At 68.1% G+C, this 24397-nt stretch carries 30 protein-coding genes; 14 read left to right on the plus strand and 16 right to left on the minus strand.

All coding sequences use genetic code 11. The features are described 5' to 3' along the window. Positions 1-293: 293 nt before the first annotated feature. On the minus strand, positions 294-647 hold the full coding sequence (locus tag GH747_RS20095; RefSeq protein WP_149771431.1) for a hypothetical protein: 354 nt from the start codon (positions 645-647) through the stop codon (positions 294-296). Between the two features lie 164 nt (positions 648-811). Between GH747_RS20095 and GH747_RS20100 the strand changes: the two genes are divergently transcribed. The 3 genes from GH747_RS20100 (at position 812) to GH747_RS20110 (ending at position 2196) form a co-directional block, all read left to right on the plus strand. Continuing rightward, positions 812-988: a hypothetical protein gene (locus tag GH747_RS20100; protein WP_153816639.1), complete on the plus strand. Its 177-nt coding sequence runs from the start codon at positions 812-814 to the stop codon at positions 986-988. A gap of 335 nt (positions 989-1323) precedes the next feature. Continuing rightward, positions 1324-1638 (plus strand): hypothetical protein, encoded by a 315-nt coding sequence (locus GH747_RS20105; protein ID WP_149771432.1) that lies wholly within the window; start codon positions 1324-1326, stop codon positions 1636-1638. Between the two features lie 207 nt (positions 1639-1845). Further along, positions 1846-2196, plus strand: a complete 351-nt coding sequence (locus GH747_RS20110; RefSeq protein WP_194842935.1) for a hypothetical protein — start codon at positions 1846-1848, stop codon at positions 2194-2196. A gap of 749 nt (positions 2197-2945) precedes the next feature. On the opposite strand, the gene istB is transcribed toward GH747_RS20110, so the two are convergent. The 5 genes from istB to GH747_RS20135 all read right to left on the minus strand — a co-directional run bounded on the left by istB (position 2946) and on the right by GH747_RS20135 (position 6608). Then, entirely contained in the window at positions 2946-3752 is an 807-nt protein-coding gene (istB, locus tag GH747_RS20115) for an IS21-like element helper ATPase IstB (RefSeq protein WP_149771433.1), read from the minus strand. Then, positions 3752-4504: a transposase family protein gene (locus tag GH747_RS20120; protein WP_163695807.1), complete on the minus strand. Its 753-nt coding sequence runs from the start codon at positions 4502-4504 to the stop codon at positions 3752-3754. The genes istB and GH747_RS20120 overlap by 1 nt, the downstream gene beginning before the upstream one ends. 129 nt (positions 4505-4633) lie before the next feature. Continuing rightward, a complete protein-coding gene (locus tag GH747_RS20125) occupies positions 4634-5104 on the minus strand; it encodes a hypothetical protein (RefSeq protein ID WP_205603040.1) in 471 nt (156 codons plus the stop codon). A 142-nt stretch (positions 5105-5246) separates the two neighbouring features. Continuing rightward, entirely contained in the window at positions 5247-5471 is a 225-nt protein-coding gene (locus tag GH747_RS20130) for a helix-turn-helix domain-containing protein (protein ID WP_228553020.1), read from the minus strand. A gap of 102 nt (positions 5472-5573) precedes the next feature. Beyond that, positions 5574-6608, minus strand: coding sequence for a DUF4238 domain-containing protein (locus tag GH747_RS20135; RefSeq protein WP_163695821.1), 1035 nt, complete (start codon positions 6606-6608; stop codon positions 5574-5576). A gap of 562 nt (positions 6609-7170) precedes the next feature. On the opposite strand from GH747_RS20135, the gene GH747_RS20140 reads away from it, so the two are divergent. Next, complete coding sequence (locus tag GH747_RS20140) at positions 7171-7476, plus strand: hypothetical protein (RefSeq protein ID WP_149771435.1); 306 nt, start codon at positions 7171-7173, stop codon at positions 7474-7476. Positions 7477-7844: 368 nt separating this feature from the next. On the opposite strand, the gene GH747_RS20145 is transcribed toward GH747_RS20140, so the two are convergent. Beyond that, a complete protein-coding gene (locus GH747_RS20145) occupies positions 7845-8333 on the minus strand; it encodes a DUF6326 family protein (RefSeq protein ID WP_149771436.1) in 489 nt (162 codons plus the stop codon). A gap of 163 nt (positions 8334-8496) precedes the next feature. On the opposite strand from GH747_RS20145, the gene GH747_RS20150 reads away from it, so the two are divergent. Further along, the gene (locus GH747_RS20150) at positions 8497-9636 is read left to right on the plus strand and encodes a sensor histidine kinase (RefSeq protein ID WP_149771437.1); all 1140 of its coding nucleotides are present in this window, start codon (positions 8497-8499) and stop codon (positions 9634-9636) included. After that, positions 9633-10289, plus strand: coding sequence for a response regulator (locus tag GH747_RS20155; RefSeq protein WP_149771438.1), 657 nt, complete (start codon positions 9633-9635; stop codon positions 10287-10289). The genes GH747_RS20150 and GH747_RS20155 overlap by 4 nt, the downstream gene beginning before the upstream one ends. 85 nt (positions 10290-10374) lie before the next feature. Here the strand turns inward: GH747_RS20155 and GH747_RS20160 are convergent, their stop codons facing one another. Next, the gene (locus tag GH747_RS20160; protein WP_149771725.1) at positions 10375-10770 is read right to left on the minus strand and encodes a RidA family protein; all 396 of its coding nucleotides are present in this window, start codon (positions 10768-10770) and stop codon (positions 10375-10377) included. 159 nt (positions 10771-10929) lie between these two features. Between GH747_RS20160 and GH747_RS20165 the strand changes: the two genes are divergently transcribed. The 3 genes from GH747_RS20165 to GH747_RS20175 are packed head-to-tail and all read left to right on the plus strand — an operon-like array spanning position 10930 to position 13100. Continuing rightward, positions 10930-11874, plus strand: a complete 945-nt coding sequence (locus tag GH747_RS20165) for a helix-turn-helix transcriptional regulator (RefSeq protein ID WP_228553021.1) — start codon at positions 10930-10932, stop codon at positions 11872-11874. A gap of 47 nt (positions 11875-11921) precedes the next feature. Then, a complete protein-coding gene (locus GH747_RS20170) occupies positions 11922-12719 on the plus strand; it encodes an APH(3'') family aminoglycoside O-phosphotransferase (RefSeq protein WP_205603042.1) in 798 nt (265 codons plus the stop codon). 45 nt (positions 12720-12764) lie between these two features. Then, positions 12765-13100 (plus strand): glyoxalase superfamily protein, encoded by a 336-nt coding sequence (locus GH747_RS20175; RefSeq protein WP_149771440.1) that lies wholly within the window; start codon positions 12765-12767, stop codon positions 13098-13100. 25 nt (positions 13101-13125) lie between these two features. On the opposite strand, the gene GH747_RS20180 is transcribed toward GH747_RS20175, so the two are convergent. Both GH747_RS20180 and GH747_RS20185 read right to left on the minus strand, forming a co-directional pair. Then, positions 13126-13758: a class F sortase gene (locus tag GH747_RS20180; RefSeq protein ID WP_163695824.1), complete on the minus strand. Its 633-nt coding sequence runs from the start codon at positions 13756-13758 to the stop codon at positions 13126-13128. A 26-nt stretch (positions 13759-13784) separates the two neighbouring features. After that, entirely contained in the window at positions 13785-14603 is an 819-nt protein-coding gene (locus tag GH747_RS20185) for a DUF4397 domain-containing protein (RefSeq protein ID WP_149771442.1), read from the minus strand. Between the two features lie 154 nt (positions 14604-14757). Here GH747_RS20185 and GH747_RS20190 point away from each other — a divergent pair, with 154 nt between their 5' ends. After that, positions 14758-15138 (plus strand): RidA family protein, encoded by a 381-nt coding sequence (locus GH747_RS20190; protein ID WP_149771443.1) that lies wholly within the window; start codon positions 14758-14760, stop codon positions 15136-15138. A 187-nt stretch (positions 15139-15325) separates the two neighbouring features. Continuing rightward, the gene (locus GH747_RS20195) at positions 15326-15967 is read left to right on the plus strand and encodes a VC0807 family protein (protein WP_163695827.1); all 642 of its coding nucleotides are present in this window, start codon (positions 15326-15328) and stop codon (positions 15965-15967) included. Between the two features lie 26 nt (positions 15968-15993). On the opposite strand, the gene GH747_RS20200 is transcribed toward GH747_RS20195, so the two are convergent. Both GH747_RS20200 and GH747_RS20205 read right to left on the minus strand, forming a co-directional pair. Next, a complete protein-coding gene (locus GH747_RS20200) occupies positions 15994-16311 on the minus strand; it encodes a YciI family protein (RefSeq protein WP_240466223.1) in 318 nt (105 codons plus the stop codon). Between the two features lie 81 nt (positions 16312-16392). Then, a complete protein-coding gene (locus GH747_RS20205; RefSeq protein WP_163695830.1) occupies positions 16393-17361 on the minus strand; it encodes an NAD(P)-dependent alcohol dehydrogenase in 969 nt (322 codons plus the stop codon). Between the two features lie 234 nt (positions 17362-17595). Here GH747_RS20205 and GH747_RS20210 point away from each other — a divergent pair, with 234 nt between their 5' ends. Beyond that, positions 17596-17961 (plus strand): VOC family protein, encoded by a 366-nt coding sequence (locus tag GH747_RS20210; protein WP_149771447.1) that lies wholly within the window; start codon positions 17596-17598, stop codon positions 17959-17961. A gap of 66 nt (positions 17962-18027) precedes the next feature. On the opposite strand, the gene GH747_RS20215 is transcribed toward GH747_RS20210, so the two are convergent. The 3 genes from GH747_RS20215 to GH747_RS20225 form a co-directional block, all read right to left on the minus strand. After that, positions 18028-19134, minus strand: coding sequence for a neutral zinc metallopeptidase (locus GH747_RS20215; protein ID WP_149771448.1), 1107 nt, complete (start codon positions 19132-19134; stop codon positions 18028-18030). 112 nt (positions 19135-19246) lie between these two features. Beyond that, positions 19247-21115 carry an FtsX-like permease family protein gene (locus GH747_RS20220; protein ID WP_149771449.1) on the minus strand — a complete coding sequence of 623 codons (1869 nt, stop codon included), beginning with the start codon at positions 21113-21115 and terminating at the stop codon, positions 19247-19249. Then, positions 21112-21858, minus strand: a complete 747-nt coding sequence (locus GH747_RS20225) for an ABC transporter ATP-binding protein (protein ID WP_149771450.1) — start codon at positions 21856-21858, stop codon at positions 21112-21114. Before GH747_RS20225 ends, GH747_RS20220 begins: the two co-directional genes overlap by 4 nt. Before the next feature lie 107 nt (positions 21859-21965). On the opposite strand from GH747_RS20225, the gene GH747_RS20230 reads away from it, so the two are divergent. Beyond that, complete coding sequence (locus GH747_RS20230) at positions 21966-23216, plus strand: sensor histidine kinase (protein ID WP_149771451.1); 1251 nt, start codon at positions 21966-21968, stop codon at positions 23214-23216. Next, on the plus strand, positions 23198-23854 hold the full coding sequence (locus tag GH747_RS20235; RefSeq protein ID WP_149771452.1) for a response regulator transcription factor: 657 nt from the start codon (positions 23198-23200) through the stop codon (positions 23852-23854). Before GH747_RS20230 ends, GH747_RS20235 begins: the two co-directional genes overlap by 19 nt. Positions 23855-23863: 9 nt before the next feature. Here GH747_RS20235 and GH747_RS20240 read toward each other — a convergent pair whose 3' ends face one another. Further along, entirely contained in the window at positions 23864-24388 is a 525-nt protein-coding gene (locus tag GH747_RS20240; RefSeq protein WP_149771453.1) for a helix-turn-helix domain-containing protein, read from the minus strand. Positions 24389-24397: the final 9 nt, after the last annotated feature.

Genomic DNA, 24397 nt, shown 5'->3' on the forward strand with positions numbered 1-24397 from the left:
TCGGCGAAGCCGAGAGGCGCATCGTCGCGCCAGTGTTGGAGCGCTGCCACCGGCCTGATCGGCGAATGGCGCGAGAGCCGCCGCCTCGGCGACCCGCGATCGGTAGCTCGAACCCGGACTCGAGCGCTCGCTCTCCGACCTCTCGCAAGCGCGGCGGAACTAGGCCGCCAGTCCTACCGCCTGGCCAAAGGGGTCATCCGCGTACCACCAGTCGATCAGCTCTGAATCGCCCCGAGCCTCCACCAGACACGGGGCCGATTCATCCCGGCCCTCGTACAACCCGGCACGCCCAGTCAGGGCCCAACGGCCTCGCGTTGCCACGGGATCTTTCGCTGGAGGCTACGGAGCACTGCCAACGAGCGGCCGTCTGACCAGCCGTGCACGCTGTACCACTCGTTGGCATACCCGACAACAACGCTCACCCAACCAACTTCGAGTGCAAACAGCGCGCGAGTCCAGTCGTCAGTCGTGAGAGGCTCGCGCCTCCAGATCGCATCAGCGATCCGCTTCCCGTCGTCGACGAACTCCTCGAGGTCCGAGAAACCGAACGCTCGAGCCAGCGACTCGGTGCACTCGGTGGGCCCGTCCCAGCCCTTGAGTCCGTGCGCCAGCATGTAGCGCTCGGCATTGCTGAGGTCGAGTGACACCGGGGCTCGTTCGGGCATGACGACTATTCTCCCGTCCGATCTGGCAGCGGCACCTCAAGTCGTGTGTCGGGATCCCGGGACTCTTACTGCTCGAACTTCTCCCCGTGGGCCACGCTCAAGGTGAACGGCTACCGTGGGAAGACCTACAAGGGCAGGATCTACCGATGCGTACGCTAACCCGAATTCTGGTCGGCTATGCCGTGATGCTCATCATCTACGGCATCGTCGTCGTCCTGGGCGGCGGATCGATCGGTCCCGTCGAGTTCGCCATCATCACGGCCGCTCTCGTAGCCGGACTCGCCGTGTATAGCGCTGCGACCCTTCGGAAGCAGAGACAGTAAACCACGTCGTTCCCGTGTGACGGTGCCCCCACCTGGTGGGGGCGGGGCACCTTCCATCTCGCCCGGAAACGGGCGCCCCGGACTCCTCCTCGCAGAGCGGCAACACGCCGGGAGTGTGAATATCCGATCCCGCCTCTGCCGCGGGTCAACCTCAACCGCGTTCTCGATTCGTGAGACCCAACGCGGCTTGTCCTCTACGTTCATCACACCTTCGTCAACAGGGTGAGTGTGCACGGAGACCAATCCGAGAAAATGGGGAAGATGGAGAACGATGATCGTCCGGATCAAGCAGGTCGGCTAGCGAAATGAGACGGGGACTGTCCAAGCCGTGGTTCGTGTCGCTCGTCATCACAGTCGCTGCGTCCATCTGGTGGGCATCGTTCATGGTGACCACCATCTATCCCCGCGTCCCGGTCGACCTGGAGCGGCAAGGTGTGGATTGTGGCAACGTCTACGACATCTACTTCGGTAGCGCACACATCGGCAGCGAGGTTCTGACGAACGAGCTCGAGGCACTCGCCGACTGCGAGGAACAAGCCGGGGACAAGTTCAGAGTGGCGTTGCTGCCAGGGTCGATCATGCTGCTCGGTGCTGGCGCCACCCTTGCCTTGTGGCTCAGCAACCGCAAGCCGCTACTCGGCGCGCTCTAGATGCGCACCCCTGCCACAAACTGGCCGGGATCAGCGCGGAACCTGATACCCACTGAGCCGGCACCTGTCTCTTCGTTGACGTGTCCGGAAGCGGTCGTTTCCGGGCGGAAGATCGTGACGCTCGAACTCCTGTCGGCGCTTTGCCGGAGACTTTGGAACGTTGTCGGTTGCGCTCCTCGAGGCCCAGAGCGTGAGGGTGCCGGTGCAGTGACCGCGAGCCAGATCGGCGATGTCGCGCGCTGGCGCACCCGCATTGAAGACCTCGCGACGCTCACCGCTCGCGCCGAGGCAGTCCGGCTGGCCAAGCGAGTGGTCGCGCTCAACGAGGATCTCGCGGCCAACCACGCCCAGATGATCGACCTCGTACGCGACAGCAAGGCCGCCGAACTACTGGACAAGACCTGCATCGGCCCGGTCACCGTCGCGGACGTCTACGCCGCCTGGTCACGCGCCGGCGGGTCCGTTTCAAAGCAGCATTCGCCGCCCTCGCCGGCGTCAGTCCGATCCCCGGCTCGTTCGAGAACACCACCCGCTACCGGCTCAAGCCCGCCCCGGTGACCGGCGGTTAACCAGCCCTGCACATGGCCGTCGTCACTCGCATGACCCACGACCCGACACCCGGGCCTACGCCGAGCGACGCCGCGCAGAGGGGATCTAGGGGAAGTTGGAGGAAGGTTCCAAGCGGTCCGTGTAATAGACCTCGTACTGAGGCCATAGAGCTTCTTGGAGATCGGCCGCTAGCCGAAACCCGGCCACACGAACTGACGCCAGACTTCAGGGTCGTCCCATTCCCACATCGGCCCTTGGTCCATGAACGTCTCGACCCAGCGCAGCAGCCTCTTCCTGAGATCAGCCGGCACGTCGAGGGTCGCGGGGTCCAGTTCGTGAAGGAGTCGGCCTACCTGGAGATGAAGGACGCTCTCGTCAGTCGAGGGCCATATCCAAACTCGTGGCCTTACGAGTCCCATGCTCCCTTCCTAACGTCCTGTGTCATAGCGGACTGTCCCGCCACGGTTGATGATTTCTGCCTTGCGCTTGCCTCTTCCACCAACGCCACTGCCCGGGAAAGCGGCATGATCCTCATCCCGGTCTTGCCGAGGTACACGTAGACTCGCATCTTCTCGACCACGGTGTCGCCGTAGTACAGGTAGAACTTTCGCTGATAGCAAAAGCGCTTCGTAGTGGGGTCGCCGCCAACATCCAATAGGGAGAGCGCGGGTAGCGGGCAACGAGACATCGCCTAGTGTCGGCGGCGCTCGAACTTTGGTCGGTTTCGACGGCCGAAAAGTGAACGGTGTGGGGGCAGCCTAGTGGGGTTGGTGGTCGGCGGTCTCGCGGATGCTGGGCAGGGTGTCGATGCCGCGGTTGCGTAGTCGGTAGCTGGCGCCTTTGAGGGTGAGGACGTCGGCGTGGTGGACGACACGGTCGATCATCGCGGCGGCGACGACCTGGTCGCCGAAGACGCCGCCCCAGCCGCTGAACGGCAGGTTGCTGGTGAGGATCAGCGAGGCGTGTTCGTAGCGGCTGGAGACGAGTTGGAAGAACAGGTTCGCTGCGTCTTGTTCGAAGGGCAGGTAGCCGACCTCGTCGACGATGATCAGGCCGTAGCGGCGCAGTCGGGCGAGCTCGTGCGGGAGCCGGCCAGCGCGGTGGGCGTCGGACAGGCGGATGACCCAGTCGGTTGCGGTCGCGAACAGCACCCGATGCCCGTGGTTGGCGGCGGCAATACCGAGCCCGGTGGCCAGGTGGGTCTTGCCGGTGCCGGGCGGTCCGAGGAGCACGACGTTGCGGGCCTCGGTCAGGAACCCGCCGGAGGCGAGGGCGGCGATCTGCTGACGGACGGCAGGTTGGGCGTCGAAGTCGAACTCCTCGATCGTCTTGCGGGCTGCGAACCCCGCGGCGCGGATGCGCAGTTGGGCGCCGGAGGCGTTGCGGGCGGCGACCTCGCGTTCGAGGACGGCAGCGAGGTATTCCTCATGGGTCCAGCCGGCGTCGCGGGCGTGGTCGGCGAGTCGCGCGGCTGCTTCGATGATCCGGGGTGCCTTCATCGCCGAAGCCAGGTAGGTCAGCTGCTTGAGCGCCTCAGTCGCGTCGGTCTTCGTCTTCGCGGCCATCACGCGACCTCGCCGACGATCAGGCCGAACGCGCGGTCGTAGTCGGCGAGGTCCCTGACCAGGCCGTCGTGCGGATCATCGGCCATCGGCCGGGGACGCTGATACTGCTCGCGCAGCACCCTCGCCGCGGTCACGTGAGCGGGGTCGGTGACAGTCATCGCGCGTGCCCACACCCGGTCATGGCTGGCGACCAGACGGCCACCGTGGCGGACCTCGACCCGGGACAGGTCTGCATGGACGTCGACGAACCGGCCGATCACGCTCGGGTCGACGGAGTAGTCGGACGCATCGACGCGGACGTAGTAGTCACGGCCCAGCCGGACCCGGTTGATCCACCCCAGCGTGGGCGGCGCCGGCGGCAGGGGCAGCATCGCCGTCTTGTCGGCCTCGAGCAGATCGACCGGACGCGCCCGGATGGTGCGCACGATCCGGGCGTTCGCCTTGATCAGCCAGTCGCTGAACTGGGTGTTGAAGTCGGCCGGTGAGGTGAAGTCGCGGCCGGGCATGAACGAGGTCTCGAAGAACCCGTTACGACGCTCGACCAGGCCCTTGGACTCCGGGTCGTACGGCTTGAGCCGCTGCAGCGTGGTGGCCAGCATGCCGGTGAACGCCTCGACGCCGTGGGCGTGCCGTTTGCCGCGTCCGATGCCGGGCTCGTTGTCCCAGATCAACCGACGCGGCACCGCACCGAGCTGCTGCAGCAGCTCCCACATGCCCAGCAGCAGATCCTCGGTATGGCGAGACGGGAGCATCGTCGCGAGCGTGAACCGTGAATGCGCCGCCGTGATCACCAGCACCGGCAGCAGCGCCTGGGTGCCGTCCTCGAGCCTGATCTTGCGCGGCGGGAACCACAGGTCGCACTGCGCCGCGTCACCGGGCAGTCAGGTCAACCGGTCCGACGGATCGACTGGCCGATGCTCAGGCCGCAGACGCCGGACGTTGTCACGGAACCACGTGATCGACCCAGTCCAGCCCACCCGCTCGGCGATCACCGTCGCCGGCATGTCCGGGTGGCCGAACAAGGTCTCAAACTCGGCCAGGGCCAGCTCGATCGCATCGATCGCGTCGTGCTTGTTCGCCGTCGATGAGACGTGGAACGGGTACTCGTACTTCGACCAGTAGTCCCGGCAGCCGGCGAGCCGCCAGGTGCCGCCGCGTTTGGTCTCGAACTCGGAGAAGTCCAGCTGCCACACCTGGTTCGGACCTGTCGGCTCGTTCGCGAACGCGGCCTTGCGGCGCTCTGCCGACCGGCGGCGTCCGCGCTGGTAGACCGCGGGCAGGATCAGCCCCTCGTCACGCAACAGCCTCAGCACCGTCGCCATAGACACGACGTGGCCGTCGTGGCGGACCATCGCCCACACCTTGCGGTGCCCCGACGCCGGATGCGCCAGCCCATGCTTCAACACGACCTCGAGGTCCTCGAAGGGCCGGGCCGGCCCTCCGCCGACTTCTTCCAAATCCGGTTCTCGACCGCGGCCTCGCCCAAGGCCTGGGTCAGGTCGGCCACCTCGGCCTCGAGTTGCTACTCACGCGTCGACGGCCCGGACCGGCCGCCAGCGCGGTCTTGCCCGCCTCGAGGAAGTCGGCCTTCCAACGACCGATCGACTGCTCGGACACCATCTCCTTGCGTGCCGCCTCGGCGATCGTCATCTCGCCTGCCAACACGCTCAACACGATCCGGGTCTTCTTCTCAGCCGGGATCGAGGGTGATTCTGACATATTTCAGATTCTCCTTCAGGACTGACTCAACAGCCCTGCCACGAATCATGACGCGCGACAATCAGACCCCAACCGTCACACACCCTCATCTGTGAAGAGCCGTCAATCGGATGCGAACAGCGGCTCACCGTCAAAATCCATATCAACGAGACCGCCCATCGGCTTGATGTTGAGCAGGTCCGGCTCGGGCAGATTGACAGGGACGTATCGCTCGTCTTCGGGGTGGTGGAAGACGTACTCCCTTGCCGATTCCGCCGTGTGCGTGTTGAAAAACTTCTCCATTGCTGTGGTCCCGGACTGGATTCGGTCGATCCGTCCGGCAAGCACCATCTCGCGGAATTGCTGGACACGCGGATCTCCCGCTCCGACACCTTCCAACATCGCCATGGGATCACTCATGAGCAGCCCCAGCTTGCGAGTGAGCGGGAAGGTGACGCCCCATGCCGTCGCGAAGCCGACTCCTTCCCATGGCTCGTCGTCCGGTCGGCGCACCAGGCTGACTGGAGCATCCGATGTGATGAGGGAGCGTCGGTCGAAGCGAACGAGTGTCCAGGGACGGGTCGCAAGGTAGGGCGTCAACTCGATTGCGGTCTCGACCGTGTTCTGGATGTGAGCCAGGTTGGAGAATCCGATCGGCGGTCCACCGGGCTGGGTGGCCTCGTCCCAGATTCGATCCTCTTGCTCGGACGTCGGATCGAACCCAAGGTTGTTTTGGATCCAAGTACCGACGTTTTTGCGACCACCGACACCTACCTCCAGCCGAACCACGGTCGCGCGGAGGTGCTCGATTGTCCTCCGGGTATCTGGCCCGCGCACGCTTTGCAAGGCCGTGTAGTGGGCAAAGGCCCACCTGTTCTCCTCGGAGGGAGGAAACTCGCCGTTGGCAAAGCCCCTGATGATACTGAGGGCCTGGCCCTCGACTTCACTAAGCACCTTCTCGAACGCGTCTGGCTCCTCGAACTCGCCGACCGTGTGGAAGTGGTTCTGCGCAGCCACGTTCTTCACTCTGGGCGTGTATGGCGGTCGGGAGCAGTCAAGGGGCACGACCCTGATGCGCTCCTGGCTCGTCGCGAATCCCCGAAGGTACCCCTGCGGCACATAGTGATGGAGCTTCGCAGTGCTCTTCTTGCCGGTCATGCGCACCATCTAGGCGCTCGCACTTGAATCGCGCTCACCACTGCAACTCCCCCTACGTCGCGCATCTGCGCACCTCTTCGATTTCGACTGGTGACCCCTCGTCACGACGACAGTCTTGCTGACGAGACCGACTGGTAAGGCTACGAGCGAAAAGAACCGCTCTTCACAGTCCTGTGCAAGACGACAGATCGACCACCTACACCTTGAACCACCCCGGCGTGTCCGGGGAGCTGTGGACACACCAATCCTGGGTTACTCAGACGCCCCTGGCCCTATCAACCCCTCACCTTTGCTGGTGGAGCGGGTCCGCTACGAAGCAGCTCGCCCAGATCGACGACGATGGACACCTTTCTATCCACGCTGGCCCAGAGTTCAGCGAGCCGCTCAACGCCTTTGCCGAGCCCGAGTAACCGGCCGCGGGACGGCCGACCTGCCCCACTCCGCCGCGTTCGACCACGATCTTTGGGTAGGGGAGCCGAGACGGTGGGCCTTCGGCGGGACGCGAAGCGGGGCTCGTAGTAGTCCCACAAGAGTTCACCGGCGAACCTGGCAGGCTTCTTCCGTGGACTACGAAATTCTCGCTGAACGAGCCCGAGCAGCCCTGATCACTGCCGCGATGCGGCGCAGCACCCTCACCTACGGCGAGCTCGCCCGCGCCATCGACTTCGACCCCGACGTCCCTGTGGGTCACCATATGAACCGAATACTTGACCTCGTCAGTCAAGAATGCATCGATCGGAGTGAGCCATCACTGGCGCCGCTGGTCGTCAACGAACGCACGGGAGAGCCAGGCAAGGGCTACCGCGACGGCGGGGAACCCTGGCATAAGTCGGTGCGACGATGCTTTCACGCGTGGCCGCCTGTCTGACTCCGACTTGGCGCGCCGTCTCGCCAAACCACTCGACGGAGCCCCGCGCGCCAAGTTGCCAGCGCGGGACGCGTGTGGCACCAAAGGATGGCCTCCGGTTTATGCTCCCTCTTTCAACGCGAAACGGCCCGAATCAGCGAGCACGCGCCAGACACCCGAGCGAGCATCGCCGCAGGTCAGGGCACATTTCCGAGCACTCCCCCGCACCCGCGAGAACTCCCGTCCGCTTCTCACTGGGTTCGGGTTCGAGTCCCTGATGGCGCACCATCCACGAAGGCCAGGCATCGCGATGATGCCTGGCCTTCGTCGTACGTCCGCTGGTTGAGCGAGCCGATACCGCCGCTGGCACGACGGAACCGCTCGTGGTTTCACGCTTGCTGCTGGGCGCGGACGGTTGCACGGTCGCGACTGGTCGCGATGGTCGCCGAGGGCGAGGTGCGGGGCCAGGTCCAGGCGTACCGAATGATGAGGGCGAGAAGGATCAACTCCAGTACGACGCCAAGGCCGTAAAACCACAGCCAGGACTCGCCCGCCACGTTGAATGCCGTGACGGGGACGTAGACCGCGGCCACGACGAGGTTCGTGATGCGGTTGACCCGGGCGGGCAGCGTCACCGACAGCACGACCATGAAGATCGGGATGGCCATCAGGGTCAGCGCCGCGGTCGAGAAGGTCTGGGAGAGGTCGAACTCGAAGACCCGGCCGTCGAGGATGTCCTCGATGACGCCGGGCGTGAAGAAGTTGAGAATGTCCACGTAGGCGTACAGGAACATCAAGCTTGTCCACGCTGCGGCGAGCTTGGCTCTCACCGGGACCGGCTGGTCTTCCAGGGTGGTGGTGGGTTGACGTGTGCTCATCATGGGCTCCGTTGTCGTGGTGAGGATCGGTAGGTCCACGATCACTGAGCCCGGCGGCGGGGCACATCGGCCCGGAGGCCGGACCTCGCCTGGCCGATGGAATGGTCTCGCTCTCGTTCTTTCGGCGGGTACGCCGAGGCGCGCCGATCCCTAGGCTGGGGCCGTGGTCACCTTCCGGCGCTCCCTCTGGCATGAGCCGCGGCCTGCCGACGCCCCACCCATCGGTCGTCTCGACTGGCTGCTGGTGGGCGTGTTCGCGGCGGCTGCCTTGATCGAGGGCATCGTTCGTCCGGACTTGGCCTGGCGCCCCCTGGTGACGGTGCTCGCCCTCGCCGTGATGCCTGTCCTGCTCTGGCGGCGGAGCCACCCCTTGCTGGCCGCCCTGGTCGGGTGGGCGGCCGTCGGGCTGCTCTCGATCCTCCAGCTGACTGCGGACGCCGGGGACCTCGGCCTCTACTCCATGATGGCCGTCCTGATCCTGCTCTACTCCCTCGTGCGGTGGGGCTCGGGACCGGAGGTAGTCCTGGGGACGGCGTTCGTGACAGTCGTCGTCGCGCTCGGGATGTACGCGTCCGCCGCGGGCTGGGCCGACATCTTCGGCGGGACCGTCCTCCTGCTGTTGTTCGTCGCCCTCGCGGCGGTGTTCCGATACCGCGCGGACCTCTGGCATCGCCAACAGCGGGAGATCCGCAATCAGGAGCGGGTCGCGCTGGCGCGCGAGCTGCACGACATCGTGGCCCACCACGTCTCGGCCATCGCGGTGCAGGCGCAGGCCGGTGGAGTGGTCGCCGGCATCCAGCCTGAGAAGGCTGCCGAGATCCTGGCCGCGATCGAGTCTGAAGCGACGCGAACCCTGGCGGAGATGAGATCCATGGTGCGGGTGCTGCGCGAGGAGGAAACCGTGTCCTACTCACCGCCGCTTGGCGTCGCGGACCTGCCTGCCCTGGCGCGCGCTGACGCGACACCCACCGTCGAGGTCTCGCTGGACGGTTCGTTGACTCACTTGGCACGACCCGTAGACGCCGCGCTCTACCGGCTCGCGCAGGAGTCGCTGACCAACGCCGTACGGCATGCCCCGGGCGCGACCCGCGTCGGGATCGACGTACGCCGGGAGGGCGACGCCGTCAGGCTGCGTGTCAGCGACGACGGACTGACCGAGCCGGGGTCAGCCCCGGAGCCTGGGTTTGGCCTGCTGGGCATGGCCGAACGCGCCCAGCTCCTCGGCGGATCGCTCTCCGCGGGGCCGGCGCCCGAGGGTGGCTGGGTGGTCGAGGCCGTCCTGCCGGTGGAGGCGCTGGCATGAGCATCCGAATCGTCGTAGCCGACGACCAGGACCTGGTCCGGACCGGGCTGGTGATGATCCTCGGCGCACAACCCGACCTCGAGGTCGTCGGGGAGGCAGCAGACGGGCTCGCGGCGCTCGACCTGGCCACCCGGCTGCGTCCCGATGTCCTCCTCGTCGACATCCGTATGCCCGGGCTCGACGGCGTCGAGGTGACGCGGCGCCTCGCCGGGCCAGACGTGGAGGACCCGATGGCGGTCGTCGTGATCACCACCTTTGATCTCGACGAGTACGTCCTCGGCGCCCTCCGCGCCGGCGCCCGCGGCTTCCTGCTCAAAGACGCCGGCCCGGAGCTCCTCGTGCAGGCCATCCACGCGGCGGCCAACGGGGACGCGCTGATCGCCCCCAACATCACCCGCCGGCTGCTCGCGACCTTCGCCGACCAGGCGCCGGTGGCACCGGTCCAGCCCACCGACCCGCTCACCGAGCGCGAGGAGGAGGTGCTCGCGCTGGTAGCCCGAGGCCGCACCAACGCCGAGATCGCCACCGAGCTCTTCGTCGGCCTCAGCACGGTCAAGACCCACGTCGCATCGTTGATGACCAAGCTCGGCACCCGCAACCGCGTCGAGATCGCGATGTGGGCCTACGACACGAGACGCGTCAGGGCCGATTAGAGGGTGCAGATCGCAGCGTAGGCCGTGGGGTTCGCCCTGCTGCCCGCGCCAGGTGCCCAGCGCGGGGAGCAGGACGGCGGTCGTTTCAGGCGACTGCGGTTCCTTCGAGCTCGATCATCTGGCCGGGGATCGCGAGGCGTGTCACCCCGAGCATGGTGGTGGTTGGTGTGACTCGGGCGGCTCCCAGCCGCGATGCCAGCACGCCGTAGTGCTGGAAGAGCAGGTCGACGTCGGTGGTGTAGACGGTGAGCCGGACGAGGTTGGCCAACGACATCCCCGCCGCGGCTAGGACAGCCTCCAGATTGTCCAGGCTCAACGCCACCTGCGCCGCCATGTCTCCCTCGTGTTGGGGCGTACCGTCGGCACCCATCGCGGTCTGCCCAGAGCAGTACAGGGTCCGCGGGTGGCCGGTGACGACCTCTCCTTGGTTGAACCCCATCTCCAGCGACCACGTCACCGGATTGACGGCCGTTCGTTCGATTCCCACATCAGCTCCATTCTGATCTTGTCGGGCATGTCCCCGATTGCGCGAGCGCCGCTAGTTCGGCGTCGCCTTGAACCCTGCCGTTGAATCACGACACCTTGTGTCGGGTATTCGGTAGCGTGTCGCCTTGTGCGGGCTGACCGGCTGGTGTCGTTGGTGCTGCTGCTGCGCCAGCGCGGTCGGCTGACCGCGGATGCGCTGGCCAGGGAGCTCGAGGTCTCTACCCGCACGGTCCTACGCGACATCGAGGCACTCTCCGCAGCGGGTGTCCCCGTGTACGCCGAACGTGGGCGACACGGTGGGTTCTCGTTGCTTCCCGGTTTCAGGACCGAACTCACCGGGTTGAACCACAACGAAGCCCTCGCCCTGCTCGCCGCCGGCTCGGGTGCCGGCGACCAGCTCTTCGGCCTTGGAACGGCTCTCGCCTCAGCTATGCGCAAGGTCGTCGATGCGCTTCCCCAAAGCCACCAGATCGCCGCGAGCAACGCGGCCCAACGCTTCCTCGTCGACCCCGAGACCGACCTGCTCTCGCGCCGCCTGTCTCGGGATGACATCCCGGACGCCACCCTGAGCATCGTTCGCGGTGGCGTCCTCGCCGGCCACAAGCTGCGCATCCACTACGCGTCCCGGGGCCAGTCGCCGCGGTGGTGCACCGTGGACCCGATCGGTCTGGTGACCGTACGAGACAAGGGTTACCTGCTGGCCACCGAGTCCGGCACGGACAGGACCATGCGGATATCGCGGATCCGCACCGCTCACGAACTGCCTGAACCCGCAGACCGTCCAGACCAGGTCGACCTCGAACGTATCTGGGCACAGCGCTGCGCCCAGTTCCTCTCCGAAGGCCACATCCCCGTCCAAGTACGCGTGAACCCGGCGCGTCGAGACCACCTTCTGGACATGGCGGAAGCCGTCCGCACCGAGGAACCCGAACCGGACGGCTGGCTACGCCTCGAGCTCACCTTTCAGGACCTCTGGCACGCGGAGTGGGCGCTGTGGCAGCTCGGCACCGACGCCGAAGCACTCGCGCCATTCGATCTACGTACCTCCCTGCGTACCCGCGCACAGACAGTCGCAGATCGCTACCGAGATCCGGCGTGACTCACATCCCCGGCAAAGTCGTCCGCGTCATGAAGGAGCCCACTCCCATGCAAGCCGATCTGCTGCCCGCCGATGGTGCGACGTGGTCGTCGATCACCATCGGGGAGTCAGGAGCCACAGTGCTCCACGACCGCGAATCCGCGCGTTACGCGAAGCTCGTACCTGCCGAGCAGGCCGCGGAACTGGCCGGCGAACGGGATCGGATCCGCTGGCTGGAACAGACCGGCATCCCTGGTCCGTCGGTGCTCGAGTGGCGACGGACCGACGACGGCGCATGCCTCGTGACGCGCGCTGTGCCAGGTGTTCCGGCTGCCCAGCTCGATGCAAGCGCGCTCCGGCAGGCCTGGCCCACGATCACGGCTCTCGTGCGCGAGCTGCACAACATCCCGCCGGCGACCTGCCCCTTCGACCGCGGACTGGCCACGATGATGCCGCTCGCACGTACGACCGTGGCCGCCAACCGCGTCCAGCGGGACTTCTTGCCAGAAGACGTGCAGCACGTGCCACCCAGGGCAATCCTCGGCCAGCTAGAAGACGAACTGGCTCGAAATCTCCGCCGTGAAAGCAATGAGCGCGTCGTTTGTCACGGTGATCTCTGCCTACCGAATATTCTCGTCGACCCCGACACGCTCCGCGCTTCGGGATTGGTCGACCTCGGACGCCTCGGTCGCGCGGACCCCTACGCGGACATCGCCCTGCTCTTGACCAACGCCCGCGAGTCTTGGCCCGACGAGCTCACGGCCCGCGAAGCAGACCACGGCTTCGCGGAGGGGTACGGCATCGACCTGGACGCCGACCGTCTCGGCTTCTACCAGTTGCTTGACCCACTGACCTGGCCCCGATGACCTTTAGGGACTCAGGACGTCCAGCGCCTGTGCGAGCATGACGGCATGGACGAAGAGGTCGTTCCTGTTCTGCACGTGGACGACGCTGAGGTTGCCGTCGCTTGGTACGCACGGCTGGGATTCACCAAGCAGTGGGAGCACCGCTTCGAGCCTGGATTCCCCGCGTTCGTCGAGGTGGCGCGCGGGCTCGGGATGCGGCTGTTCTTGTCGGAGCACCAGGGCGACGCTCGGCCCGACACCTTGATCTATCTGCGGGTGCTGGACGTCGACGCAGCCGCATCGGAGTTCGGTGTTCCCGTGGAGGATGCTCCGTGGGCACGTGAGATCGAGCTGCGCGATCCGGACGGGAACCGGCTTCGAATCGGCACGCCGAAGGAGTGACCACAGGCGCCTGGCCGTCGCGTGACTAGCTGGTGACCCGCCGTGCCGCGACCACCAGATTGTCCTGATAGCCGCCCGATGAACGGACGTACGCCCCCCAGCAGGTCACCAGATGGAGGCGCGGTCTCCCGCCATGGGCGAACACGGCGTCGAGGTCGATCTTGTCCTTGTCGATCCGCGTGATCGAGGTGACGGCATACCGCACGCGCTCACCACCGGCGACCACGTCGATGCGGTCGCCACGGCGGAGACCTCCGAGCGTTGCCAGTGGCCCTGGCCCGTCGGCCGCAGTGTCCACGTGCCCCGCGACGACGGTCGAGCCTTCCCGATCCAGGGGCCGACCTCCGTACTTGTACCAGCCGAGCTTCTCCGGTGATCTCGGTAGCGCCATCGCACCGTCTGGTGCCACGCCCGTGGGTACGACCCTCATCCGCACTCCCAATCGAGGGATGCTCACCCACTCGGGCGATGACGCATCGGGCCCGTCAGGTGCGGAGGTGACGACTCGTCCCTGAGTCGCCGCCTGGGGCGGTGAGGTGAGGTCGTCGGGCAGCGTGCTGGATGCGGCGTAGCCGTCGGCAACCGAGCCGTCATCCCCTGTCCAGGCGACGGCTCCGGCGGCGACGCCGCCCGCGAGGGCGGCCACCAGGATGGTCACCGCCCTGCGGGTGGTGAGTCGTGTTCTCACTGCTGGCGTCGCGGCACCGGCGTACGGGTGAGAAGTGCAGCGAGCCCGCCCGCGATCAGCGTGCCCGCGACGATCCATCCCACCGCGCTGCCGAACATCAAGCCGTCCGCTGCCTGTCCTCCGGACCCACCGGGCACGCTGCCAGGCGAGGAGTGCATGCCGTCGATCGTCTGCACCGCAAGCTGCAGGTTGTCGTCCTGGGCACTGCCCCATGCGTACACGATCGTGCTCACACCCTCGGCAACATCCACATCAGCGGGGCCGATCACCACATCCTCGGTCCCAGCGAGCACCACGTCCGCGGACACCGTCCCGGCCGGGAGGTCGGCGGTGTCCTCGTTCGGGTTCGTCAGATCCGTGAACGCGGGCTCACCATTGGCGCGCACGTCGACGGCAGGCGCCGCTGCGACGTGGCGAACGGTCAGCCGGCCGTCGCCGGCGGCGATCTTCGAGGTGTCGTTGACGAACGGCGTCAGCGCGGGGTTGCCGTCAGCATCAAGGTTGGCGACGACCGTGATGTTGGCGCCGCCAGGCACGGCAACTCCGTTCGCCTCGACGATGGCGTCGCCGTCAGCGCCGTCACCAGCCGCGACGACCTTGAGGTCGTAGTCACCGGCAGGCAACGAGACCGGGTCGGTCAGAGTGCCGGGCTCGAAGTTCGTGAGGAGCTCGTCGCCGTTGGCATAGACGTCGACGACAGCTTCCGGGATACCGTGAAGCACGGACACGTGGGCATCGTCCGCCGCAGATGCCGGCATCATCGAGAACCCGATGGCGCCGAGCGTGACGCCCAGCAGGATCAGCAGCCTTCTCATCGCAATCACCCTCCGTCTGTGGAGGCTCGCTGCCGGCCGCGGGTCGGACGGTCGAGCGCACCCCCCGAGGTCAGTGCGTCGACCTCACTCAGGTATTCGTGCGATCGCCCACAAAAGTTGCCTGCACAGGGAAAGTTCAACCAGGAGGTCCGAGATGCCCCGTCAGATCATCACGACTTCGAACGCGCCGAGCTCACCGCTCTTCAGCCAAGGAGTCAAAGCGGGGTCCCAGGTGTTCATCTCGGGAACCACCGGTATCGACTCGAGCACCGGTCGCATGGCCGGTGACAGCATCCAGGCTCAGACCCGGCAAGCGTTGGCGAACTGCGAGGCCATCCTGCGGGAGGCTGGCGCGACGCTCGATGACGTCGTCGAGGTAGGCGTGCTGCTCACCGACCCGGGCGACTTCGCGGGCATGAACGAGGAGTACGCCCGCTGGTTCCCGTCTGAACCACCGGCCCGCTACGCCGCCAAGCTAGGAGCCGAGATACCGGGACTGCTCGTCTCGATACGTATGACGGCATCCCTGGCTTGATCGTCGCGGCACTCCGCCAAGTGATCGGTTTGTTCCCACCACTCCCGACGCAATGTGCGCGTCGGAGATTGACCGCACTCGAGCGGGGTACCGTGAACAGGCCGAGGATTCCTGGCGTGGGGCGGCTCCTGCTCCGTTTTCCGGTGCACACCCAAAGCCTGGTCGTACGAGCGGGGAGGAGCCGGACATGAGAGACGAGCATGCGATCGCCATCTCCGCTCCGCGTTCCCGCGATGTCCTGGCCCGAGTCGTGGGGAGTCTGTTCGTCGCCGCCATCGTGCCAGGCGTGTTGCTGTGGACGATGCTGCAACTCTTCAACGTCGCCGTGGCAGTGATCGCCGTTCTGGCCTGGATGTTGGTGGCGATGGGCTGGCGATACGCGACGAAGCGACCGGTGTCCGTCCTGCTCCTGCTGACCCTGGGGATCTTGACGATCAAGACGGCGTTCACCCTGGTCAGCGGAAACACCTTCGTCTACTTCGTCCAACCGGTGATCGCCGACGTCATCGTGGCCGTCATCTTCCTGGGCTCGCTGTGGACGGCGCGGCCTATCATCGCGCGTATCGCACCAGACTTCTATCCCCTGAGTGCCTCGACTGCCGCGCACCCCGAGATCCGTGCCCTGTTCCGACGGCTCACGCTGATGTGGGGTGCGGTGATCTTGGCCAAGGGCGCCATCACGCTCTGGCTGCTGCTGTCGCTCTCGACCGCCAGCTTCGTGCTGATCAAGGGCGGGGCGGTCTTCACCCTGACGGTTGTCGCGACAGTCGTGACGATCGTGTGGTCCGCCGCGGTGGTCCGCCGGCAGAGTCCGTTGCAGCCCGCGTGAGGGCGCTCAGACCAGCAACCGTGGACTCACTCGCTCGGCGGCACCTGGAAGGCCCGGACCTCGATCCGACCGCCTAGGGCCTTCGATGCCTTGGCGGCCCAGCCAACGGCGGCCTCCTCGTCGGCGACCTCGATGATCCAGAATCCGCCGAGGTACTCGGGAGCTTCGACGAAGGGGGCGTTGACGGTGCTCACAGACTCGCCGGTGTTGTCCACCGTGATCGCGCTCGAGGGCGGCATCAGCCCACCCGCGAAGACGAGAGCGCCGGTCGACGTCAGCTCTTCGATGATCGCGCCGGTGGCAGCCAGGGCCGCCTCGAGCTCGGCCGGGTCCATGGTCTCCATCGTCGGCTCTTCGTCGGAGTCGTGAGGAACGGACAGCAAGTATTGGGTCATGTTGCTGGTGACCACCCGCGACGCGGAAACTCATCGGCCCTCGGGCACCTCGAGCACGATCTTGCCGCGGCTGTCGCCGGCAGCGATCCGGGCGAAGGCTGCCTGAGCGTCCCGCAGTGGATAGACGCTGTCGATCGGTGGCGAGAAACCGGCCTGACTGATCAGGGCGGTGACCGACTCGAGGTCCGCTCGCGACTGCGGAACGACCAGTACGCCGACCCGCTTGCCGCGGACCCTCCCGACCGGGAAGCCGACGGCCGCCGTACCCAACAGGATCCTGGCCTGCCCGCCGACCATCGCGTAACGCCCGCCGGGACGCAGGGCGCGGTGCACACGGAACGGTGAGCGTTCTGCGACGAGATCAACGATGAGGTCGTACCGCCCGCGCTCGTCTGCCCAGTCCTGCGTGGCGAAGTCGATGGTGTGGTCCGCCCCGATCTCGCGCAGGAAGTCGGCCTTGTCGGCTCGGTCGACCCCAGTCACCTCGGCACCGGCGTGCTTCGCCAGACCGACGACGAACACTCCCCCAGCACCACCCGCGCCGTTGACCAGCACGGCGTCGCCCGGTCGGACATGGGCCGTGGCCCGGTGCGCGATGCCTCCGGCCTGCGGGATCGCCGCCGCTTCGACGAACGAGAGTCCGTCGGGCTTGCGGGCCAGCAGCTTGGGGCGCGTGGCCACGAGCTCAGCCATGCCGCCGCGATATCCGGCGAGCTCGCCGTACAGCTCGTCGCCCGGGGCATACTCCGTGACCCCACGGCCTACGGCAGCGACGACGCCGGCGACGTCGGATCCGGGCACGGGATCCCGGGGATGGCGGAGTCCGTTGGTCCACCGCGCGTACGCCGGCCGACCTTCCAGATTCTCCCGGTCCGAGCCGTTCAGCGAGACCGCTCGCACGCGGAGCAGCACTTCGTCGTCGGCCGGAACGGGGTCGGGGAGCTCGCCCAACCGGACGACGTCCGCGCTGCCGTACCTGTCCTGGATGACGGCTTGCATAGTGACCCCTACCTGCGGCACTCGAACTGGCCACATGCTATCCGCGTCTGCGCCTTGAGTGGGGCTCCCCACCGCAGGCGATCGGGCCGACCAGTCGGCTGCATCCCGGCTCGACGCTCGCCGTCATCATCGCTCTGTCGCGTTCGTTCAAGCCGCCGCGCCCGCGATCCGGCGATGCTGGTGCTCTGTCCACGACACCATCAGCGGCGAGGTTTCGTCGCGGAGCGGAGAACCATGAGCTTGGCCGAGTTGAAGATGATCACTCTGGACTGCGCGGACGCCCCGGCGTCGGCGGCCTTCTGGTCGGAGGTGCTGGGCTGGGAGGTGGCGCACTCACAGGACGAGTACGCCATGCTCACCGGTCCCGCCCACGCCCTCGGCTTCGGCTCGATCCCCGACTACGAAGCGCCGGCGTGGCCCAACGAGCACGGCTCGAAGCAGTTCCATCTCGACCTTGCCGTCGACGATCTCGAGACCGCCGAGAAGGCGATGGTCAACCTCGGGGCTCGCGTGCCGGACGAGCAGCCCGGCGAGACCTGGCGGGTGCTGATCGACCCCGGCGGGCACCCGTTCTGCATCACGCGAGCCGGCAGCTGGTGAGCTGACGCTCACCGACGCGCAACGCCCCCGGCCCGAGGGCCGGGGGCGGCGCCGTACCACCTCGGTCTAGCTCCCGGAGATGATGCCCGGCAGCGCGTCCTCGAACAGCTCGATGAAGGTCGCGGCCGGCAGCACGTAGCTTCGCGGCTTGGCAGCTGCCGCGAGCTCGGCTCCCCATGCCGCGGCGCGCTCCCGCTGCAGCGGCGTCCCATGGTGTCCAGGACTGGCGAACTGGCAGTCACCCACGGTGTAGAAGCTCAGCAGCGCGTCGGTGACCCGCTTCTGGTTGAGGGCGAGGCCCTTCTTGTGGACGCCGTAGTAGGCCGCCATGGCGTCGGCCATCAGCTCGGTACGGCGCGTGGCCTCCGCAGGATCCGTCGGGCCGGTGTCGAAGACGCCGAGCTCGAACTGGACGTGGTGGGCGAACTCGTGCGCCATGATCACTCGCGGGCCGACGTCGCCCAGGCCGATGGCGTCGTACGCCGCGAGGATGCCGTCGCCGAACACCAGCTTGTCGGGCAGGGCGGCGAGCACGGGATCTGTCTCGTCCTCGCCACTGAATGCGTAGGCGTTCAGCGTCCACAGCGGGTTGTCGTAGAAGTCTCCCTGCGTCTGCATGAAGTCGGCGACGGTCTGTGCCTCGAGCTCGATCTGGGCGGGGGTCATCGGGGCGATCTCCCCGGCCTCCACCATGGCGGTCAGCGTGGCTGCGATGCGGTCGGCGTCGAGCAGCACGTCACCGTGCATGGCCATCAGCTGGATGTCAGCGGACTCGATGTCCCAGAACCTACGGAGGTCGCGGAACGTGTTCTGGAGCTGGTGGGCGTGCGACTCGAGCGCATAGTCCGGGTCACCGGTCGTGCCGAAGAAGAGCGCGTCGTACGTCGGGACATCCAGCAGGGTGTCGAGGTGGGCGAACAGGAAGGTGAGCTGTTCGGTCGTCATGTCGGAGAGCAACCCGTCGACGTAGCCGTCGAGCAAGGTGCCCGCACACTCGCTGGGAGCGACGGCCTGTCGTACCGCGGCCTTCGCCGGGATCTCGACCAGGTCGCGCTGGGCCGTCGGTGCGGAGGCCTTAGGCGCAGCGGTCGCGGTGGCGACCGGGCTCAGCAGCCCGAGCGCCAGGAGCATCGCGGCGCCGAGCGCCACGAGCAAACGGATGGATCTGGTCACGCGCTTCTCCTTCATTCGGGACCGAGCGCCCGCCGCCCGGGTCGGCAACCCAAGGGGTGCCCCGTCAGCGGGGTGCGCACACCTTCCGCAGGTGCGCCGGCTGGAAACGGCGTCAGACCGATCGGGTGATCCGGCGCGAACCGACCAGCGCGGCGACCAGCGTCAACCCGAGGCAGGTGCCCAGGATGGCCAGCAGCGGAAGCCACGGGATCGTCATGCCGACCGCGCCGACGTCACGGGTCACGGCCTGCCGGATCAGCCAACCCACGAAGCCCGTCACCGCTCCCCCGACGACCAGCGCGGCTCCACCGACCAAGCCGGCCTCCCACAGCGCGGTACGGCGCAGCTGTCGATCGGTCGCACCCAGGAGCATCGCGGTCCGCACCTGCGTACGGCGCTGCGAGGCGCCGATCAGCACGGCATTGACGATGGCGATGGCGGCGTACAGCCCGGCCGGGCCGAGGAGCACCCACAGTCCGAGGCTGTTGCCGGCACGCGTCTGCTGGTCGACCGAGTCGATCCACGCGTCCGCAGCGAGCACCCTCCCGGCAGTCCCCGCGAGCAGCGCATCGAGGTCGGCGGAGCCGGGGTCGACGAACACGACGTCCGGGACGGTGAGCGGAAGGTCGGCGACCATCGCACGAGGTACGAGCACCTCTCCGTACAGGTCCGGAGCATCGCGTACGACCGCGGCGACCGTCGCGCGGATCCGCTGGCCGCCGACCCGCACGTCGATCGGGTCGCCGACGTCCGCGCCGAGGTCGAAGGCGTAGGTCTCGGTCACCACGATGTCGTCGGCGCCGAGCCGGGCGAGGCTGCCTTCCACCGCGGTGAGCCCGCGAGCCTGGGTCGCCGCGGGGAGGTCGATCACGTCGACCAGATCTCGCTCGCCGTCCGGGCGGAGCCGGGCCGAGATCGTGGAACGCGGGTCGGCGACGGCCACGCCCTGCGCCGCCACGATGCGCTCCGCCACCGCCGGGTCGCCTCCGGTCTCGACCACGAGCGGCGTGCGCAGCTGCTCGCGGTCCAGGGCCGTCGTCCAGTCGGCGGTGAAGCTCAGCGCGACGATCAGTGATCCGGCGATCGCCGAGATCGCGAGGATCGGCGCCGCGAGCGCGGCCGGCATGCGTACGGCGGTGCGCACCTGCTCGCGCGCCAGCCGCGCGGTGACGTCGCGATCGACGAACGGCCGCCCCAGCAGCCCGGCGAGCCACGGGAACAGCACCCCGCCGAAGCAGACCAGACCGATCACCAAGACCTCCGGCACGAGGATCGAGACGACCACCGTGAAGAGCGGGGTGAAGTGGTCGGCGACCGCCATCAGAGCGATCGGCGCGCCGAGGCAGACGGACCCGATCGTGATGGCCACGACGCTCGGTCGGCGGCGCTCGACGCCGGCCTCACGCAGGGCGGCCGCCGGTGCGACCCGCGCCGCCCGGGCGGACGAGCGCCAGCTGCCGAGCAGCGCCACGCCGATGGCGACTGGCCCGGCCACCGCCCACGGCAGCCACGGTGCGGACGGCTCGAGCGCGACGTCGAGGAGTCCGCGTGCGCGGAGCGCCCAGACGAACACGGTGGTGGCCGGTGCGGACAGCAGACAGCCCGCCGCCCCGGCCAGCACCGCGACCAGCGCGGACTCGCCGAGGACCATCCGGCGCACCTGCCAGGGCGTGGCACCGATCAACCGGAGCATCCCGAGCTCGCGCCGGCGTGAGGCGACGACGAACCCGAAGGTGCTGCCCACGACGAACAGGGCCATGAACACCGAGATCCCCGCCATCACGCCGACGAGCGAGGACAGGTCGGCGAGCTGGGTGCGCTGGTCAGCGCTGAGGTCCGACGCGTTGATGGCGGCGTCGACGGCGGCGGCGAGATTCACAGCGGTCCCGACGAGGACCGTCCCGCACGCGAGGGCGACGAAGGCTCCGGCGTACGGCGGCCAGGAGCGCCGCACCGTCTGGCGGCTGAGCCGGAGCATCATCGTCGCTCCAGGTCGCTCATCGCAGCGGCGATCTGGGTCGCGTCGGCGCGGTCCAGCCGCCCGACGACGAGGCCGTCCTCCAGGAACAGGGTGGTGTGTGCGTACGACGCGGACAGCGGGTCGTGCGTCACCATCACGACCGTCTGCCGCTGCTCGTCGGCGACCGCGCGCATCAGCTCGAGCACCTGCCGACCGGAGCTCCGGTCGAGTGCCCCGGTCGGCTCGTCGGCGAACAGCACCTCCGGCTGCAGGTGCAGCGCGCGAGCGATCGCGACCCGCTGCTGCTGGCCGCCGGACAGCTCGGGCGGTCGCCGCCGCGCCTTGCCCTCGAGACCGACCTGGCGCAGCGCGTCGACGATCGCGGCACGCCGTACGCGCCGACCGGCCAGGCGCGCCGGAAGCGCGACGTTCTCCGCCGCGGTCAGGGCGTCGAGGAGGTTGTAGGACTGGAACACGAAGCCCATCGCCGTACGCCGAAGCTTCGTCAGTCCGGTCTGGTTCATCGCCCCGAGCGGCTGTCCGCCCACGACGACCTCACCACGGGTGGGTCGGTCGAGGCCGGCGGCCACCTGGAGCAGCGTGGACTTGCCGGAGCCGGACGGCCCCATGATCGCGGTGAAGCTGCCGCGAGCGAAGGCGTGCGTGACGCCGCGCAGGGCGTGCACGTCACCCGCGCGGGACCTGTACGTACGGGTGACGCCGTCGAGCCCGACGGCGATGTCGGTGGTGAGGTGGGTCGTCATGTCTCCATCGAAGGCGCCGACGGGCCGCCGATCTCTGGCCCGTACGCGACACCCGGGGTAGCGCGTGCGCTACCCCGCTCGGGCCCTCCACGCCCTAGGGTCGACACATGAGCGGTACGCCTGACGCCTGGGCCGCCCTGCGCGCGCAGCCCTGGCGCTACCTGGGCTCCCGGTGGCCGTGGGGTGCTCTCGCCTACCTGCTGACGACCGTGCCGGTCGGCCTGGTCACGCTGGTCGTGCTCGGCCTCACGCTGTTCGTCGGTGCGGTGACGCTGGTCGTCGTGGTCGGGATCGTGGTGCTGGCCACGATCCCGGTGCTCGCCGGGCTGCTGGGCGTGGTGGAACGCGCGCGGCTGCGGCTCGTCCAACGCGCGGCACCCTCGGGGATGACGCTGGCCGACCGGCTCCGCGCGGGACGTCGCCTCGCGGTGTCCTGGCCGGAGGTCGGGTACGCGTTCCTGGTCGCCGTCGTGCTCTGGCCGCTCGATGCGCTGCTCCTGGTGCTCGCGGTGAGCTTCCCGGTCGTGATGCTGCTCGCTCCGTGGCTGGCGACGGTCGGCCGGATGGAGGTCATGGGCTGGCAGGTCGATCCCGGCACGGAGGCATGGGCGGCCTCCGCGGTCGGCCTGGTGCTGCTGGTCGCGGCGGCGTACCTGGTCGGAGTGGCAGCCGTGGCCCAGGCCGCGCTCGCCAGGCTGCTGCTCGACCCGCGCGAGGCCGACCTGGCTCGCGCGGTCGTCGACCTGAGACGGTCTCGGGTCGACCTGGTCGACGCGTTCGAGACCGAGCGTCGCCGGATCGAGCGAGACCTCCACGACGGGGTGCAGCAGCAGCTGGTCGCGCTGACGATGACCCTCGGGCACGCCGAGCTCGACGTCCCCGAGGGGCCGGGCCTGACCCTGGTTCGCCGAGCGCACCGTCAGGCCGAGCAGGCGCTCGACGACCTGCGCGGCACCGTACGAGGCATCCACCCGCGGGTGCTCGCCGACCACGGGCTCGCGGCTGCGGTGCACGAGATCGCCGACCGCTCGACGGTCCCGGTCGACGTCGACATCCGTCTCGAGGAGCGGCTGCCGGTCCCGGTCGAGGCGGCGGCTTACTTCGTCGTCAGCGAGGCGCTCACCAACGTCGCCCGGCACGCCCACGCGCGGCGGACCGAGGTTCACGCCTGGCGCCAGGCAGACCGTGTCGTGCTCACCGTCGTCGACGACGGCGTCGGCGGAGCACATCTCGACGGCGCTGGCAGCGGGCTGCGCGGGCTCGCGATCCGCCTCGACGCCCTGGGCGGCGAGCTGAGGGTGAGCAGCCCGTCGGGCGGGCCGACCGAGGTGCGGATGGAGTGCCCGTGCGCCGGCTGAGGATCGTGCTCGCCGAGGACGCAGCCCTCCTGCGCGAAGGCCTGGTCGGCATCCTGGAGCGCGCCGGCCACGAGGTCGTGGCTGCGGTGGGCGACGCGGATGCCCTGCTCGCGTACGTCGCGAAGGAGCGGCCGGACGCCGTGGTCACCGACATCCGCATGCCGCCGACGCACACCGACGAAGGGCTGCGGGCGGCAGCGCGGATCAGGAGCGAGCACCCCGGGATCGCGATCATGGTGCTGTCGGCGTACGTCGCCGAGGCGTACGTCCCCGAGCTGATCGACTCCGCTGCTGGCGGCGGCATCGGCTACCTGCTCAAGGACCGGGTCGGGCACGTCCGCGAGTTCCTCGACAGCCTCGACCGGGTGGCCTCCGGCGAGACGGTCATCGACCCGCAGGTGGTCAGGCAGCTGCTCGGCAGGCGCCGCGACGACGGTCCGCTCGCCTCGCTGACCGAGCGAGAGCGGGAGGTGCTGGGTCTGATGGCCGAGGGGCGTACGAACGGGTCGATCGCCGAGGTGCTGGTGGTGAGCGAGGCGGCGGTGCGCAAGCACGTCGGCAACATCTTCGCCAAGCTCCGGCTCGACTCCGACTCGGACCGCCGCGTGTCGGCGGTTCTGGCCTACCTTCGCGGATAGCCGCCCGTCCTAGAGGTCCTCGGGGAGCAGGATCGTCGCGAGGGTGACGCGGCGACAGCCCGCACGCTCGGCGCGGTACGGGGCGAGCAGCTCACCGAGGGCGGCCTGGATGCTCGCCAGGTCCTCCTGCGTCACGTAGAGCGGCCCCTCGCCGAAGCCGAGGAAGTCACGCGCGCTCTCGTCACCGTTCGCGACAGCACGGTCGAAGGTGTCGCTGACGTCAGCGATGAACGTCAGAAAAGCGGTACGCAGCTGCGCGTCGCTCATCGCCCGCAGCTCGGCCTGATCGACGCGCGCCATCCGATCACCGAGCGCGAGGGTGCGCTCCACCGCACCACGCACCCGACGCTCCCCCACCACCGTCAAGATCCCCGCGTCGACCAGCTTCGCGACGTGCCGATAGAGGGTTGCCGTCGTGACGCCGGGCAGCGCCTCGCGAAGCTGGGACGTCGTGAGCTGACGCCCACCGAGCTGCTTGATGATCTGCAGGCGCACGGGGTGCATGACGACGTCGGCGATCGGTGACTCACCCATGGGACCTCA

Source organism: Mumia xiangluensis (genome assembly GCF_010994095.1).
Lineage (GTDB): Bacteria > Actinomycetota > Actinomycetes > Propionibacteriales > Nocardioidaceae > Mumia > Mumia xiangluensis.